Origin of the sequence: Micromonospora zamorensis (genome assembly GCF_900090275.1) — a bacterium.
Lineage (GTDB): Bacteria > Actinomycetota > Actinomycetes > Mycobacteriales > Micromonosporaceae > Micromonospora > Micromonospora zamorensis.
Genome location: NZ_LT607755.1, coordinates 920,168 through 934,127 on the forward strand (window position 1 = coordinate 920,168; position 13,960 = coordinate 934,127).

The 13,960-nt window shown below is 73.4% G+C and carries 13 protein-coding genes; 8 read left to right on the forward strand and 5 right to left on the reverse strand.

Features of this window, described 5'->3' with window-relative positions; translation table 11 throughout:
* Nucleotides 1-19: 19 nt before the first annotated feature.
* The 4 genes from GA0070619_RS04235 to GA0070619_RS04250 are packed head-to-tail and all read left to right on the forward strand — an operon-like array spanning nucleotide 20 to nucleotide 7,647.
* The gene (locus tag GA0070619_RS04235; protein ID WP_088946849.1) at nucleotides 20-3,208 is read left to right on the forward strand and encodes an ABC transporter permease; all 3,189 of its coding nucleotides are present in this window, start codon (nucleotides 20-22) and stop codon (nucleotides 3,206-3,208) included.
* On the forward strand, nucleotides 3,205-5,913 hold the full coding sequence (locus tag GA0070619_RS04240; protein WP_088946850.1) for an FtsX-like permease family protein: 2,709 nt from the start codon (nucleotides 3,205-3,207) through the stop codon (nucleotides 5,911-5,913). Before GA0070619_RS04235 ends, GA0070619_RS04240 begins: the two co-directional genes overlap by 4 nt.
* Before the next feature lies 1 nt (nucleotide 5,914).
* A complete protein-coding gene (locus tag GA0070619_RS04245; RefSeq protein WP_088946851.1) occupies nucleotides 5,915-6,910 on the forward strand; it encodes an ABC transporter ATP-binding protein in 996 nt (331 codons plus the stop codon).
* An 11-nt stretch (nucleotides 6,911-6,921) separates the two neighbouring features.
* Nucleotides 6,922-7,647, forward strand: a complete 726-nt coding sequence (locus GA0070619_RS04250; RefSeq protein ID WP_088951542.1) for an ABC transporter ATP-binding protein — start codon at nucleotides 6,922-6,924, stop codon at nucleotides 7,645-7,647.
* Between the two features lie 88 nt (nucleotides 7,648-7,735).
* Here GA0070619_RS04250 and GA0070619_RS04255 read toward each other — a convergent pair whose 3' ends face one another.
* Nucleotides 7,736-8,233: a hypothetical protein gene (locus GA0070619_RS04255; RefSeq protein ID WP_157743896.1), complete on the reverse strand. Its 498-nt coding sequence runs from the start codon at nucleotides 8,231-8,233 to the stop codon at nucleotides 7,736-7,738.
* Nucleotides 8,234-8,296: 63 nt separating this feature from the next.
* Nucleotides 8,297-8,749 (reverse strand): GNAT family N-acetyltransferase, encoded by a 453-nt coding sequence (locus tag GA0070619_RS04260; protein ID WP_088946853.1) that lies wholly within the window; start codon nucleotides 8,747-8,749, stop codon nucleotides 8,297-8,299.
* Nucleotides 8,750-8,822: 73 nt separating this feature from the next.
* Here GA0070619_RS04260 and GA0070619_RS04265 point away from each other — a divergent pair, with 73 nt between their 5' ends.
* Nucleotides 8,823-9,335, forward strand: coding sequence for a potassium channel family protein (locus tag GA0070619_RS04265; protein WP_088951544.1), 513 nt, complete (start codon nucleotides 8,823-8,825; stop codon nucleotides 9,333-9,335).
* Here the strand turns inward: GA0070619_RS04265 and GA0070619_RS04270 are convergent.
* The gene (locus tag GA0070619_RS04270) at nucleotides 9,262-10,833 is read right to left on the reverse strand and encodes an alpha/beta hydrolase (protein ID WP_088951543.1); all 1,572 of its coding nucleotides are present in this window, start codon (nucleotides 10,831-10,833) and stop codon (nucleotides 9,262-9,264) included. The genes GA0070619_RS04265 and GA0070619_RS04270 overlap by 74 nt on opposite strands.
* Before the next feature lie 58 nt (nucleotides 10,834-10,891).
* The gene (locus tag GA0070619_RS04275) at nucleotides 10,892-12,007 is read right to left on the reverse strand and encodes an ATP-dependent DNA ligase (RefSeq protein WP_088946854.1); all 1,116 of its coding nucleotides are present in this window, start codon (nucleotides 12,005-12,007) and stop codon (nucleotides 10,892-10,894) included.
* Nucleotides 12,008-12,141: 134 nt separating this feature from the next.
* Between GA0070619_RS04275 and GA0070619_RS04280 the strand changes: the two genes are divergently transcribed.
* Both GA0070619_RS04280 and GA0070619_RS04285 read left to right on the forward strand, forming a co-directional pair.
* On the forward strand, nucleotides 12,142-12,354 hold the full coding sequence (locus GA0070619_RS04280; protein ID WP_088946855.1) for a hypothetical protein: 213 nt from the start codon (nucleotides 12,142-12,144) through the stop codon (nucleotides 12,352-12,354).
* Between the two features lie 92 nt (nucleotides 12,355-12,446).
* Nucleotides 12,447-12,869 (forward strand): SRPBCC family protein, encoded by a 423-nt coding sequence (locus tag GA0070619_RS04285; RefSeq protein WP_088946856.1) that lies wholly within the window; start codon nucleotides 12,447-12,449, stop codon nucleotides 12,867-12,869.
* Here GA0070619_RS04285 and GA0070619_RS04290 read toward each other — a convergent pair.
* Complete coding sequence (locus tag GA0070619_RS04290; protein ID WP_088946857.1) at nucleotides 12,844-13,338, reverse strand: GNAT family N-acetyltransferase; 495 nt, start codon at nucleotides 13,336-13,338, stop codon at nucleotides 12,844-12,846. The genes GA0070619_RS04285 and GA0070619_RS04290 overlap by 26 nt on opposite strands.
* Nucleotides 13,339-13,435: 97 nt before the next feature.
* Here GA0070619_RS04290 and GA0070619_RS04295 point away from each other — a divergent pair, with 97 nt between their 5' ends.
* Nucleotides 13,436-13,939 carry a DUF1990 family protein gene (locus GA0070619_RS04295; protein WP_172861974.1) on the forward strand — a complete coding sequence of 168 codons (504 nt, stop codon included), beginning with the start codon at nucleotides 13,436-13,438 and terminating at the stop codon, nucleotides 13,937-13,939.
* Nucleotides 13,940-13,960: the final 21 nt, after the last annotated feature.

Consider the following 13,960-nt stretch of genomic DNA (forward strand, 5'->3'; position numbering starts at 1 on the left):
GGGCCAGGGGAGGCGTCGGATGAAGCTGGTGTGGAGGCGGGCCCGCGAGGCGCGAGGGCTGCTGGTTGCCGCGGTGATCGCTGCCCTCGTCGCCGTCGCGTTGGTTACCGGGCTGTCCGACTACAACCGCCGGGCGGTGGACGCCGGGCAGCGTGCCCTGGTCGCCGCCTCGCCGGCCGAGGAACGCGGCCTGTTGGTCAATGGCTCAGGTGGGCGTGACGCGGCCGAGTTCGCCACCCGGGACCAGGCGGTCCGAGCCGAGTTCGCCAACGGGCTCGCCGGTGCCCCGGTCAGCGTCGCCGCCGCCCGCTACGGCACCGGCCGGGAGCTGACCGGCGATCTCGGGCAGGTCACCCGTCCGGACGACGAACCGGTCTTCGCGAACCTGGCCACGCTCGACGACCTCGCCGCCCACGCGGAGCTGACCAGCGGAGCCTGGCCCAGCCCGGGCGCGAACCCCGTCCAGGTGAGCCTGCCGGAGCGGGTCGCCGGCACGCTGGGCCTCAGCGTCGGCGAACGCATCCCGGTGCGTGACCGGGCCACCGAACGACGCGGTGAGCTGGTCCTCGCCGGCACCTGGCGGCCCCGCGACCCGACCGACGCGTACTGGCTGCTGGCCCCCGGAGTGGGGGAGGGCAGTGCCGGTTCCGGCACCTCGTACGGGCCGTTCACCCTCGACCCGGTCGACTTCGTCGCCACCTCGCCGGGGTCGGTGTCGGCGTCCTGGCTGGCCGAACCGGACCTCGCGGGCGTCGACACCGCCGATCTGCCCGCCGTGCGGAAAGCCCTCACCGAGGCGACCTCGGCCGTGCCCGAGGCCGCTCAGCTCGGCAGTTCCGGGCAGACGGTGACCAAGATGGAGACACTGCTGGACCGGATCGCCCGCGCCGACCTGGTGGGTCGTTCCTCGCTGGCCACCCCGCTGTTGCTGATCCTGGTGCTCGGTGGGTACGCGCTGGTGCTGGTCGCCGCGCTCCTGCACGAGGACCGCCGCCCGCAGACCGCGCTGCTGCGAGCCCGCGGCGCCGCCCGTCGGCAACTGGCCGGCCTGGCCGCTCGCGAGGCGACCCTGGTGGTCGCCCCGGCCGCCGTGCTCGGTCCGCTGATCGCCGGCGAGGCACTGCGGTTCGTCCGACCCGGCGGGTCGGCCGACCTCTCCACCGCCGGTGGCAACACCACACTGATCTGGGCGGCAGCGGCGGCCACCGCGGCCGGTTGCCTCGTCGCCATGGTTCTCCCGACGCTGCGCAACGCCGGCACGTACGTGGCCGACATGGCCGCCCGGTCCCGGCCGAACCGGTCGGCGAGCATCCAACGTGCCAGCGTCGACCTGGTCCTCGTGGCGCTCGCCGTGCTCGCCTGGGTGCAGCTACGCCGGTACGCCTCCCCGCTGGCCGGGTCCGGCGGTCGACTCGGGATCGACCCACTGCTGGTCGCCGCCCCGACGCTCGGCGTGCTGGCCGGCGCCGTGCTGGCGCTGCGGATGCTTCCGCCGCTCACCCGGTTCGCCGAGCGGTTTGTCGACCGGCGGCCCTGGACGGCCACCATGTTCGGTATGTGGCAGGCCGGTCGGCGTCCGCACGCCGGCCCGGTGCTCCTGCTGGCCCTCGCCGTCGGTGGCAGCACCCTGGCCTGGTCCCTGATCAGCACCGGGGAGCGGTCCCAGGTCGAGCAGGCCGGACACACGGTCGGCGCCGACCTGCGGGTCACCGAACGGACCGGCGCCGCCCCGCCGACCCGGGGCGACCAGCTCGCCGCTCTGCCGAGCGTCAAGCGGGTGCTCCCGGCGTGGCGGGACGAGATACGGGTCGGCCGGGAGGACCTCCAGGCGACCGTGATCGGTGTCGACGCGGCCAGCGCCGCCGGGGTCGTCCGTCTCGCCGACCGCCTGAGCGACGGAACCGCGTCGACACAGTTCGAGCGGATGGTCAAGGCGCGGGGAGCCTTCGCAGGCGTCGAGCTGCCCGCCGACGCGCGCGCGATCACCGGCACGGTCCGTACCCCGGTGAGCAACGCGAGCCGGCCGGTTCAGGTCGCGGTGACGCTGCTGGTCACCAGCTCCGACGGTCTCGCCCTGCGGCTGCCCGCGGCCAACTCCGCCAGCGACGGCCGGGCCACCCAGTTCACCGTGCAGCTGCCCGACGCCCGCGGGGCACGGCTGCGGCTGACCGGATTCGAAGCTGACGGTGGGTTGGCGGCCGGCAACGCCTACCGACTCCAGCTCGACGGGCTGACGGTGGTCAACGCCGACGGCACCACAGCGCCCGCGGGGCTGAGCGGTAACTGGACGATGACGGCCCCCCGCGAGCAGCAGTCCACGCCGGTGCGGACCACTCCCACCGGGTTCGCCGCGGTGCACCCGGTGGACGTGATTCCTGGCGGGCAGTTCCTGTACCAGCCGCCGACCCGGTTCACGATCGTGCCCGGCGGGGAGAGCGAGCCCATCGCGGTGCTGATGACCCCCGGGGTGCGTGAGGCGCTGAGCCTGCGCGTCGGCGACACCGTCGACCTGACGCTCGCCGGGGCGACGCTGCCGGTCCAACTGGTGGGCGAGCTGAGTGCGGTGCCGACCACCACCGGGGAAGGCGTGCTGCTGGACCTGCCCGCAGCCGTCGACATGCTGGTCCGGGGCAATGGCACGATGCGACCCGTACCGGAGTGGTGGATCGGCGCCGACGACGCGACGGCCGCCGCCCAGGCGGCCGGCGAGCTGTCGGGCGTCACGGTGCTCAACCGGGAAGCGGTGTACGAGTCGGCCGCCGACGACCCGTACTGGCAGGGCTCGCGTACCGGAATGCTCGCCGCCGCGCTCGGCGCGGTGCTGCTCGCCCTCGTCGGCCTGATGGTGGATGTCTGGGCCACCGCGCGACACCGGCTCGGCGAGTTCGCGGTGCTGCACACCCTCGGCGCCACGCCTGGGCTCCTGGCCCGGGCGTTGCTGGCCGAACAGACGTTCCTCGCCGGCATCGGCGTGGGGGTCGGGTTGTTACTCGGTGCCGGAGTCGGCGCCACCATGGCGCCACTGGTCATCCTCACCTCGGCCGCCGATCGGCCGATCCCTCCGGCGACGTTCGCGCTGCCCTGGGTGCCGATCGGCCTGACCGCGGTCGGCCTGCTGCTGGCGGCGCTCGCCTTCAGCGCGTTCATCGCCACCGGCATCCGTCAGCGGGTGGCGGCGGTGCAGCTGCGAATCGGGGGAGAACGATGAGCGTCGGCGCGGCCGTCCGGCGGGTCCGGGCGTACGGAGGGCAGTTCCTGCTGCTGGCGGTGCTGACCCTGGTGGTCACGCTGCTGATCAGTGGGGTGCCCCGGTTGGTCAACCGGCTCGCCGAACAGGGCCTGCGGGCGCAGCTGAGCAGTGAGCCAGCCGCCCGCCGGGACATCTCGTACACCACCGGGGTGGTGACCGCGACCTCCAGGAACACGGCGATGGGCGGCGCCACCGAGCGGTTCGACCGCCTGGCCGCCGAGATGCCGTCGCAGGTGCGGTCGGCGGTGACCGAGCGGTGGTACAACGTGGATTCCCAGGCGGCCCGAGTGGTCGGGCCGGATCTCGCGGCTCGCAACCTGCGGGTCGACCTGGGCCTACGGGCTGTGCCCGGCATCCAGGACGCGAGCACCCTCGTCGAGGGGGCGTGGCCGAGCGAGACCTACATTCCCGAGCGGCCGATCGAGGTGGCGCTCGACGCCGACGTGGCCGGCAAACTCAACCTGCGCGCCGGCAGCCAACTGCGCATCGGCAACGCCGATGACAAGGGCAAACTCTCCGACGCTGCCCCGGTGGTGGTGTCCGGGTTGTTCCGCCCCGTCGACCCCGCGAATGGGATCTGGGACGGGCTGCCACAGCTGCTGCGGATCATCGAACCGCCCGGCGACGCCCAGTCGAAAGTCATCGTCGGCGTGGTCGCCCAGTCGGCCCTCAACAAGCGGGCCGCGGCGGGCTGGCCGGTCCAGTACAACTGGCGATACCGCCTGGGCGCCGACCGGATCGACGCACGCGAGCTGGACCAGTTGATCGACGGTCTGCAGACGATGCAGCGCACCCGGCCGCAGGACCTCACGTTGACCCAGGGCGTCGACGTCCCGTTGCGCGCGTTCGCCGCCCAGGTCGATGCCGCCCGGACCCTGCTCGCGGTGATCGCCGCGGGGGTACTGGCCACTCTGGCCGGGCTCATCGTGCTCGCGGCCAGCCTCGCCACCCGACGGCGCCGTTCGGAGTTCGTGCTGCTGCGGGCCCGTGGTGGCGCGGCCACCGCCGGTGCTCGGCGCAGCCTCGCCGAATCGCTGCTGGTGGTGCCGGTCGCCGCCGCGCTGGGCTGGTGGCTCGGCACCCTGTTCCCCGGCGAGCCGGACCCGACCACGCCGTACGTCATCGCGGCGACCGTCCTGGTCACGCTCGCGCTGCCGTTGGCGACGCTGGCCGTACCGGGCGGTGCGGCGGCCCGCCGTGACCTGATCCGGGTGCGCCCCTCGGCCCGCCGGCTCACCGTCGAGGTCTCCCTGCTGCTGCTGGCCGGGTTCGCCGCGGTGCTGCTGCGCCGACGTGGCCTCACCCTCGGCGAGGTGGACCCGCTGCTCGTGTCGGTGCCGGTGCTGCTCGCGGTAGCGGCGGCAGTGCTCGCGCTGCGGGCGTACCCCTGGCCGTTGTTGCTGGTCAGCCGGCTTGCCGCGCGGACCCGGGGCAGCGTGGCCTTCCTCGGCACGGCGCGGGCCGGCCGGTCCGCCGTCGCCACCCCGCTGGTCGTCGTGGTGCTGGCGATCGGCACCGCGGCGTTCTGCGCGGTCGTCGCCGCCGGCGTCGACGCGAGCCGGGAACGGGCCGCCGAGCAGATCGTGCCCGCCGACGCGGTGATCCGCGGGGAGCGGTTCGCGCCCGACACCATCGACGAGTTGGGTCGTCTGCCGGGGGTTCGGGCCGTCACCCGGGTGCTGTACCAGGCGGACGAGCGGCTGGCGGTCGACGAGATCGGCACCGACGCGTGGGTCGCGCCGACGGACGTGCTCCTGGTCGACGGCTCGGGGCTGGATGCGGTGGCCCGTGAATCCGAGGTCGACCTGTCGGTGCCGCCCGCGCTGCTCGCCGCCCGGCCGGGGGAGGGTCCGCTGCCGGCGATCGTCTCCCCGGCGGTCGCCGCCGACCTGGCCAAGGCCGGGCTGAACGACTCGGCCTTCATCTCGGTGCAGGGCCAGCGGTACGAGTTCCGGGTGGCCGACACCCAGGAGGGTTTCCCGCTGTTGTCGGCGAACACCAGCCGGTTCGTGATCCTGCCCTGGCAGGCGCTGCCGGAACGCACCACCACACCCGTGCCGACCAGCCTGCTGGTCGCCGGGGACCCGCTGGACGCCGAGGCGCTGCGCGTCGCCGGTGACCAGGGGCAGGCACGCTACCAACGCGACGGAGCGGTCACCGGTCGGGACCGCCCACTCGGGGTCACTGTCGACACCCGCGCGGACGTCCGCCGGGAACTCGGCGACGGCGGTGCGAACGGGGTGCTGGCCTTCGGGTTCGTGGCCGGCGCCGTCGGCGGCACCGTGCTCGGGCTGCTGGCCATCGCGTTCACCGTGCTGGCCGGGGCGCGTGCCCGGGGTCAGGTGCTGTCCCGGCTGCGTACCCTCGGCCTGTCCCGCCGGCAGTGGCGAGGGCTGCTGCTGGTCGAGTTGACCCCGCTGGTCGCGGTGTCGGTGCTGACCGGTGCGCTGGTCGGTGCGGTGCTGCCCCTGCTGCTCAATCCGGTGCTCGGCCTGTCCGCGTTCACCAGTGGTGTGCCGGTCCAGGTGGCTTTCGAGCCCAGCCTGGTCGCCGCGGTGCTCGCGCTCGGGGCGGTCGCCCTCGGCTTCGCGGTCGCCGTCGAGGCCCTGAACAACCGCCGGTTGCGCCTCGGTGAGGTGCTTCGGCTCGGAGAGGAGAGCTGAGATGACCGCTACCGCCCAGACTCCACTGGTGCCGGACCTGGCCGCCCTGCAACAGCGGGCAGCGCAACGCGCCGCCGAGCGGGCCGGCGGGCAGGACCGCCTGCGCGGGCACATCGTCTGCGACGGCCTGGTGCGCATCTTCAAGACCGAGGGGGTGGAGGTGGTCGCCCTGCAGGGGCTCGACCTGGTCATCGACCGGGGTGAGCTGGTCGCGATCGTCGGCGCCTCCGGCTCGGGCAAGTCGACCCTGCTCAACATCCTCTCCGGCCTGGACACGCCGACCGCCGGCATCGCCCGGGTGGCCGACTACGACCTGCTCTCGCTCTCCGCGAAGCGTCGGCTGAGCTACCGGCGGGAGCTGGTCGGGTTCGTCTGGCAACAGACCGGCCGCAACCTCCTGCCGTATCTGAGCGCGCTGGAGAACGTCGAGTTGCCGATGCAGTTGGCCGGCAAACTCAGCGGCAAGGCCCGTCGGCAGCGAGCCCGGGAACTGCTCGACATGGTCGGCGTGGGCTACTGCGCCGACCGGCGGCCGGGGCAGCTCAGCGGCGGTGAGCAGCAGCGGTGTGCGGTCGCGGTGGCCGTGGCCAACGACCCGGAGGTGCTCTTCGCCGACGAGCCGACCGGCGAACTGGACGAGGCGACCGGCGCGGAGGTCTTCGCGGCGCTGCGCACCATCAACGCCGAGCTGGGCGTGACCATCGTGGTCGTCACCCACGACCACGCCGTGGCCACGCAGGTCCGCCGGACCGTCGCGATCCGCGACGGTCGGACCGCCTCCGAGGTACGCCGCACCGCTCGGGTCGGCGCGGACGGCAACACAGAGCTGGTCAGCGAGGAGTACGCGGTGCTGGACCGGAACGGCCGGATGCAGCTACCGGCCGCGTTCGTCGACGCGCTCGCGCTGAAGGAACGGGTCCGGCTCGACCTGGAGCCGGACCATGTGCAGGTACGGCCCGGTGACCGGGCCTCGGACGAGCGGGGGGCACGGGCATGAGCCAGCAGGACATGGTGGTGACCGGCGCGGCCGGGTTCGGCGGTGTGCCCTCGGCGCACCCCGCAGAGGTGGTGCGGGTCAGTGACGTCAGCCGGACCTTCGGCCGGGGCGAGCACGCCGTCCATGCCGTGCAGGGCGTCTCGTTCACGGCCAACCGGGGCGAACTGGTCGCCATCCGGGGCCGGTCCGGAGCCGGTAAGACCACCCTGCTGAACGTGATCGGCGGGCTGGACCGGCCGGACAGTGGTCAGGTGGTGGTGGCCGGGCACGAGGTCACCTCGGCGGGAGAGGCGGAGCTGTTGCGGCTGCGCCGGGGCACCGTCGGGTTCGTGTTCCAGACCTTCGGGCTGGTGCCGATCCTCTCCGCCGCCGAGAACGTCGGAGTGCCGTTGCGGCTGGCGCAGGTGCCGGCCGCGGAACGGGAGCAGCGGGTCGCGGTGCTGCTGGAGCTGGTCGGCCTCGGTGGGCACGCCGCGCAGCGTCCCTACGAGCTCTCCGGTGGGCAGCAGCAGCGGGTCGCGGTGGCGCGCGCGCTGGCCAACGAGCCGGACCTGCTCATCGCCGACGAACCCACCGGTCAGCTCGACTCGGAAACCGGACGCTCCATCATGGATCTGCTGCGCGCGGTGGTGCACGCCCGTGGCATGACGGCCCTGGTGGCGACGCACGACCCGGCACTGATCGACCTCGCCGACCGGGTGCTCGTGCTGCGCGACGGTCGCCTGGTCGACAGCTGACGCTGCCGGATAGTGGCCCGACGTTGGCCCACGCCGTCGCGGTGCGGCGCTTTGGCGCGTTGGTACGGCGGTAGGGCGAGGGCGTTCCCTACTGCGTCCGGTCGGGCCGGTCGTGCTCGGGCCGGTCGGCGCGTCTCTGGCCGTCAGGAAGGGACCCGGCGAGCGGGATCAGCAGGTAGCCCAGCAGGGCGAGGAGAAGACCGGCGCCCGGCCTGGTCGAGATCAACTCGTGTTTGACGTAGGGGTCTTCGGCCTCGAAATACCAGTACGCCCCGGTGAGGCTGCCGCAGGCGAGCACGTTGGAGATGAGCATTCCCAGGCTGGCTTGCCGCCAGACCCAGCGGGCCGGGCCGGTGTTGGCGAGCGACAGCACCGCGAACATGGCGGCGATCACCGCGAACGGTAGCGCCCAGCCGAGCATCGTCGAACCCGGAGTGGTCTCCGTCCGATCCGGGTAGACGCGGTGCCACGCGGGCAGGCAGAACGCGACGACGACCAGGAGGACGCCGACCGCCAACAGCGCCGAGCCAGTCCGCCGCCATGCCGGGCGCGATGCTGCGGCGCCGGGAATCGTCGGCCTGCTCATGGCAGCGAACGTAACCCGGTCGGGGCGACTCCCACTGCCCCGCCGGGTGAACGCGACGCCGGGTCAGAGCGCGAGCTTCATGCCCTCGTGGCTGGCCACGAAGCCGAGGCTCAGATAGAAGCGGTGCGCGTCCTCGCGGGTCTTGTCGGTGGTGAGCTGCACCAGCGCGCAACCCCGCTGCCGGGCCTGGTCGACCGCCCAGGTCATCAGCTCCCGGCCCAACCCCTGGCCGCGCCGGTCGGAGCGGACCCGGACCGACTCGATCAGCGACCGCTCGGCACCGTGCCGGCCCAGCCCGGGGATGTAGGTGATCTGGAGGCAGCCGACCAGCTCGGTGTCCTGCTCGGCCACGATGAGCTGGTTGCGCGGGTCCGCGCTGATGTCCGCGAACGCCCTCTCGTAGGCCTCGTCGACCTCGGTGAAGTCGCGGGCCTTGCCCAGGACGTCGTCGGCGAGCAGGGCGATGACGGCGGGCAGGTCGCCCCGGACCGCCTCCCGGTAGGTCACGTCGGTCATGCCGATGAGCCTGGCACAGCGACGTCGACGGATGGGTCGGCGGCGGTTGCCACCACGGGGCAGCATGAGCGGCATGGAAGTCTTGCTGCTGCCGTTCCGGTGGATCTACCGGGCGTTGGTGTGGTTCGCGAACTCACCCCGCACGCTGATCACCTCGTACCTGCTGATGATCGTCGTGGCCGGGGTCATCTACGGGGAGGTCGAGCACCGCAGCCCGGCGGACGCCGTCTGGTGGGCGGTGGTCACCGCCTCGACCGTCGGGTACGGCGACATCTCGCCGACCACCTGGGCGGGTCGTACGCTCGCCGCGCTGCTCATCTCGACCATGGTGCTGCTGGTCATCCCGCTGATCACCGCGCACTTCGCGAGCCGGCTCATCGTCGACGACGACGCGTTCGTGCACGAGGAGCAGGAGCAGCTCAAGACCGACGTGCGCCGGATGCGGGCGCTGCTGGAGGAGTTGGCCGCCCGGCAGGGAATCGAGGTGCCACCGCTGCCGCCGGTCCAGCCGGTCAACGGGCAGGGCAGCGCAGGCCCTCGCGGGGGACGGTCAGCTCGATCAGGTACGCGTCGACCGCGTCGGTGATGCAGGACGTCTGCGGGTAGGCGGTGTGCCCCTCACCCTCCCAGGTGAGCACCCGGCCGACGCCCAGCATCGAGGCGAGCCGGGGCGTCTGCTCGTACGGTGTCGCGGGGTCGCCGGTGGTGCCGACCACCACGATCGGCGGCGCGCCGTTGGCTTTCCCGGTCGGGTAGGGGTCACGCCCGCCCGGCCACTCCACGCAGCTCAGCATGCCGACCGCCAGCGCCGGCCCGAACAGCGGGTATTTGCCGCGCCACTCCGACTGCAACTGCCGGATCTGCTCCCGGCTCGGCTTCTCTGTCTCGTCGGCGCAGTTGATGGCCAGGTTGGCGTCGAACAGGTTCGAGTAGTGCCCGTCGTCGGCCCGGCCGGCGTACGCGTCGGCGAGCCGGAACACGTCCTTCGGGTCACCCTCGCCCAGCCGGTCGATCGCCTGGGCCAGCTCCTGCCAGCCGGATTCGGTGTAGAGCGACGAGATGACCGCGTAGAACACCCAGCCGGCGGTGGCCTCCCGGCCGTCGGCGCCGCGTGCCGGTGAGACCTTGGCCTTGTCGATGGCCGAGGTGACAGCGGCGCGTGCGTCCGGGGCGATCGGGCAGCGGCCGGCGTTCGCCGCGCACCAGCGGGTGAAGTTGGTGAAGGCCCGCTCGAAGCCGCGGGCCTGGCTCTCCGAACCCTCCACCAGCCGCTGCTGCGGGTCGACAGCGCCGTCGAGCACCAGCGCCCGCACCCGCTGCGGGTAGAGCTGGGCGTACGTGGCGCCGAGCAGGGTGCCGTAGGAGTAGCCGAGGTAGGTGAGCTTGTCGTCGCCCACTGCGGCGCGTACCGCGTCCATGTCGCGGGCGGCCTGCTCGGTGCCGTACAGCGGCAACTGGTCGCCGTAGCGGTCGCCGCAGCCGCGCCCGATCCGCTGACTCAGGCCGACGAAGCCGTCGAACGCCGACTGGCTCGTCGGGTCGGGGTCGAAGCCGAAGCTGGCGTCCAGGTCGGCGTCGGAGATGCACTTCACCGGGCTGGACCGGGAGACGCCACGCGGGTCGAAGCCGACGATGTCGAAACGCTCCGTGATGGAGGCGGGCAGCCCGCCGAACTGGGTGCCGAAGGAGAGGTAGACGGCAGTGTCGACGCCGGAGCCGCCCGGGCCACCCGGGTTGACCACCAACGAGCCGACCCGGTCGCGCTGCTTGGTGGACCGGGCGCGCAGCAGGGCGATCTCGAACGTCTCCCCGGCGCCCGGGCCGGTGCTCGCTCCGGCCCCGGTGCCCCAGTCGCGGGGCACCGCGATGCGCGCGCACTCGTACCGCATGTCCGGTGCGCCACGCCCGACCAGTTCGTCGGGCACCTCCGGGCAGGGCCGCCACGTCGGGGCGCTCCCGGTCGGCGCGGCGGCACCCTCCACCTCGGTGCGCGGCGCGAACGCCGGCAGCGTGCAGCCGGCGGTGAGCAGCGCGGCCGCCACGAAGGCGGCCAGGTGCCGACGGACCCGGCGAGTGGTCGCCATCCGGGGCTGACGGTCGGTGCGGGTCACGTGGTCCTCCGGGATCGGGTCGACGGCCAGGTTACGCCGGGCCGGTGGCGGCTCGGTCCACGGTGGCCGTCGGGTCGCCGCGCAGCACCTGGTCCACATCGAAGCGGATCGGGCGGTCGAGCTGGTCGTAGCGGCAGGAGCGGGGGTCGCGGTCCGGGCGCCAGCGGACGAACTGGGCGGTGTGCCGGAACCGCTCGCCCTCCATCGCGTCGTAGCCCACCTCGACCACCAGCTCCGGGCGCACCGGCTCCCACTCCAGGTTCTTCGTGCCCGTCCACCGGCTCACCCCGCCGGGGATGCGTTGGCCGCGTTCGTGGTCGCCGTGCACCCACGGGTGCTCGCCTCCGGTGTCCCGGTAGGGCGCCAGCTCGTCGAGCAGCTCGGCGCGGCGGGCCATGCTGAACGACGCGCTCACGCCAACGTGGTGCAGGACCCCGGAGTCGTCGTACAGGCCGAGCAGCAGCGAGCCAACCACCGGGCCGGACTTGTGCCAGCGGAACCCGGCCACCACGGCGTCCGCGGTGCGGGCGTGCTTGACCTTGAACATCAGCCGTTTGCCCGGCTCGTACGGAAGGTCGGCCGGCTTGACGATCAGCCCGTCCAACCCGGCGCCCTCGAACACGTCGAACCAGCGACGGGCAGTGTCCGGATCGGTGGTGACCTGGGTGACGTGCACCGGCGGACGCACCCCGGCCAGCGCCTCGACCAACCGTTCGCGGCGGCGCGGGTAGGGCTGGTCGAGCAGTGCCTCGTCGCCGATCGCCAGCAGGTCGAACGCGACGAAGTCGGCCGGAGTGGTCTCGGCCAGCATCTTCACCCGGGACGCGGCCGGGTGGACGCGCTGGGCCAGCAGCTCGAAATCCAGCCGGGGCTGGCCGCTCGGCCCGTCGCGCCGGATCACGATCAGCTCGCCGTCGACCGCGCACCGCTCGGGTAGCTGTCGACGGGCCTGCTCGACCACCTCGGGGAAGTAGCGGGTCATCGACTTGCCGCCCCGGCTGGACAGCTCGACCTCGTCGCCGTCGCGGAACACGATGCACCGGAACCCGTCCCACTTGGGCTCGTAGGTGAGGCCTGGGGTGGTGGGCAGCTTGGGCACGCTCTTGGCCAGCATCGGCTCGACCGGCGGGTTGATCGGCAGGTCCACGGCGCCAGTCAATCAGACGGTGCCGACAGTCGTGAGGCAGATCACCGTCGGTGCCGGGGCGGCGTGTCCGCCGCTGCGCTGCTCGTCCCGACCGACCGGATCGGATAACCGCAGGTCAGAGCTACTTTCGCGGGGTGTCCGAGTGGGTCTGTGACTGCTGTGGGCGGTGGCGGGTCAGCGTCGAGCTGATCCGGGGCCGCTACCGCTACCGGCTGACCCGGCGTTACCCGGAGCGGTTCGGCGGCGGTCGCGACGTGCTCGGCGAGGTCGGTTCGGTGCCGGAGCTGGAGGAGCTGTTGCGCCGGCGTACCCCGCTGAGCCTGGCCGACCTGCGCGAAGCGGCCTGATCCCACCGAGCTTGCGCCCGGGTGTCACGATCCACCCGGAGGCCTCGTCTGCACCCCGGCGGTGCCGACCGGCGCCGCCGGGAGGAGACACGATGCGGTTCGAAGCGGATACGGAAATCGCCGCCGACGTCGAGCAGGTCTGGGCGGTGCTGGTCGACGTGCCGCGCTGGCCGGAGTGGACGGCCTCGGTGTCGCGGGCCGAGCGGGGGGAGCCGGGGCCGCTCGCCGTCGGCGCGACGGCCCGGTTGACCCAGCCGAAGCTGCGGCCGGCCGTGTGGCGGGTCACCGATCTGACCGAGGGCCGGGAGTTCACCTGGGCCTCCCAGACCCCCGGTGTACGCACCCGGGGCGAGCATCGTCTGCTGCCGCTGCCCGGCGGGCGCACCCGGGTCGAGCTGGCCATCGCCCAGTCCGGGCCGCTGGCCGACGTGATTGGCTGGCTCTACGGCGACCTGCTCCGGCGCTACCTGCGTCTGGAGGCCGACGGGCTCAAACGTCGGAGTGAGCGGGGCTGACCACCGGCTTCTCCAGCACGGCCAACCGGATGCCGTTCGGGTCCGGCCGGTGCGCCACGATCCGGTAGCCGTGCCGCTCGTACAGCCGCAGGTTGCGCGCGCTGTCCGCCCCGGTGAACAGGGTGAACAGGGCCACCCGGCCGGCGCAGGCCACCTCGATCGCGGTGAGCAGCCGTCCACCGACCCCCCGACCCTGCTGGTCCGGGGCCACCGAGAGTCGCCCGACGTGCGCGGTGTCCCCGGCCAGGTGGGCCCGCACCGAGCCGACCAGTCGGTGCCCCGACCGGGCTGCGAGGACGACGCCCGGGCCGGTCAACACCGCCCGGACCTCGTCCAGCGTCTCGGTCAACGGCGGCAGGAACGGGTCGCCGTAGTGCTGTGCCTCGGTCAGGTACGCGGCCCGTTGCACGGTGAGGATCTCGCCGACGTCCGCGACACCGGCCGGGACGATGCTCGCCTCGACGCTCATCGGGGCAGCACACCACGACCGCCGATGTCCTCGGCGGGCGGCCCCGCCCGCGCCGGCCGTACGCTGGCCCGTGTCCAGCCGAGAACGAGGGGGAGCGGTGGCCGAGCTGACGTACCCGGAGGTGGGGCGGACCCGGCACGGGGCGCTGCCCGGCGGCTACCACCACCTGCGCCACCGGTATCCGTTGCCGGCGGGCAGCTTCGACACCGCGGCCGAGGCGGTGCTGAGCTGGCGGCTGCACCGCGCCGCCGGGGTCCGGATGCGGACCACCGTCGCACGCGCCACCGAGGGGGTGCTGGTCACCGCCGGCCTGGGCGTCGGCCCGGCCCGCATCTGGGGGCCGTGTCAGGTGATCTGGAGCGAGGAGTCGCCCACTCGCGCGGGCTTCGGCTACGGAAGCCTGACCGGGCATCCGGAGCGGGGCGAGGAGGCGTTCGTGGTCGGCCGCGAGGACGACGGCGCGGTCTGGTTCGAGGTACGCGCGTTCAGCCTCCCGGCCCGCTGGTTCACCTGTGCCGGCGGCCCGGCTGTCCGGGCGGTGCAGCACACCTACGCCTGGTGGCTCGGCCGTACCCTGCGGCGGCTCTGTCTGAGCCGCTGAGCGCCGGGCACTGTCGCTCCG

What these genes read in the sequence shown, in the direction of transcription:
- GA0070619_RS04285 (WP_088946856.1), top strand. Translation starts at nt 12,447, where the DNA reads ATGCGGTTCGAAGCGGATACGGAAATCGCCGCCGACGTCGAGCAGGTC.
- GA0070619_RS04245 (WP_088946851.1), top strand. Translation starts at nt 5,915, where the DNA reads ATGACCGCTACCGCCCAGACTCCACTGGTGCCGGACCTGGCCGCCCTG.
- GA0070619_RS04260 (WP_088946853.1), bottom strand. Translation starts at nt 8,749, where the DNA reads ATGACCGACGTGACCTACCGGGAGGCGGTCCGGGGCGACCTGCCCGCC.
- GA0070619_RS04235 (WP_088946849.1), top strand. Translation starts at nt 20, where the DNA reads ATGAAGCTGGTGTGGAGGCGGGCCCGCGAGGCGCGAGGGCTGCTGGTT.
- GA0070619_RS04240 (WP_088946850.1), top strand. Translation starts at nt 3,205, where the DNA reads ATGAGCGTCGGCGCGGCCGTCCGGCGGGTCCGGGCGTACGGAGGGCAG.
- GA0070619_RS04265 (WP_088951544.1), top strand. Translation starts at nt 8,823, where the DNA reads ATGGAAGTCTTGCTGCTGCCGTTCCGGTGGATCTACCGGGCGTTGGTG.
- GA0070619_RS04290 (WP_088946857.1), bottom strand. Translation starts at nt 13,338, where the DNA reads ATGAGCGTCGAGGCGAGCATCGTCCCGGCCGGTGTCGCGGACGTCGGC.
- GA0070619_RS04270 (WP_088951543.1), bottom strand. Translation starts at nt 10,833, where the DNA reads ATGGCGACCACTCGCCGGGTCCGTCGGCACCTGGCCGCCTTCGTGGCG.
- GA0070619_RS04250 (WP_088951542.1), top strand. Translation starts at nt 6,922, where the DNA reads ATGGTGGTGACCGGCGCGGCCGGGTTCGGCGGTGTGCCCTCGGCGCAC.
- GA0070619_RS04255 (WP_157743896.1), bottom strand. Translation starts at nt 8,233, where the DNA reads ATGAGCAGGCCGACGATTCCCGGCGCCGCAGCATCGCGCCCGGCATGG.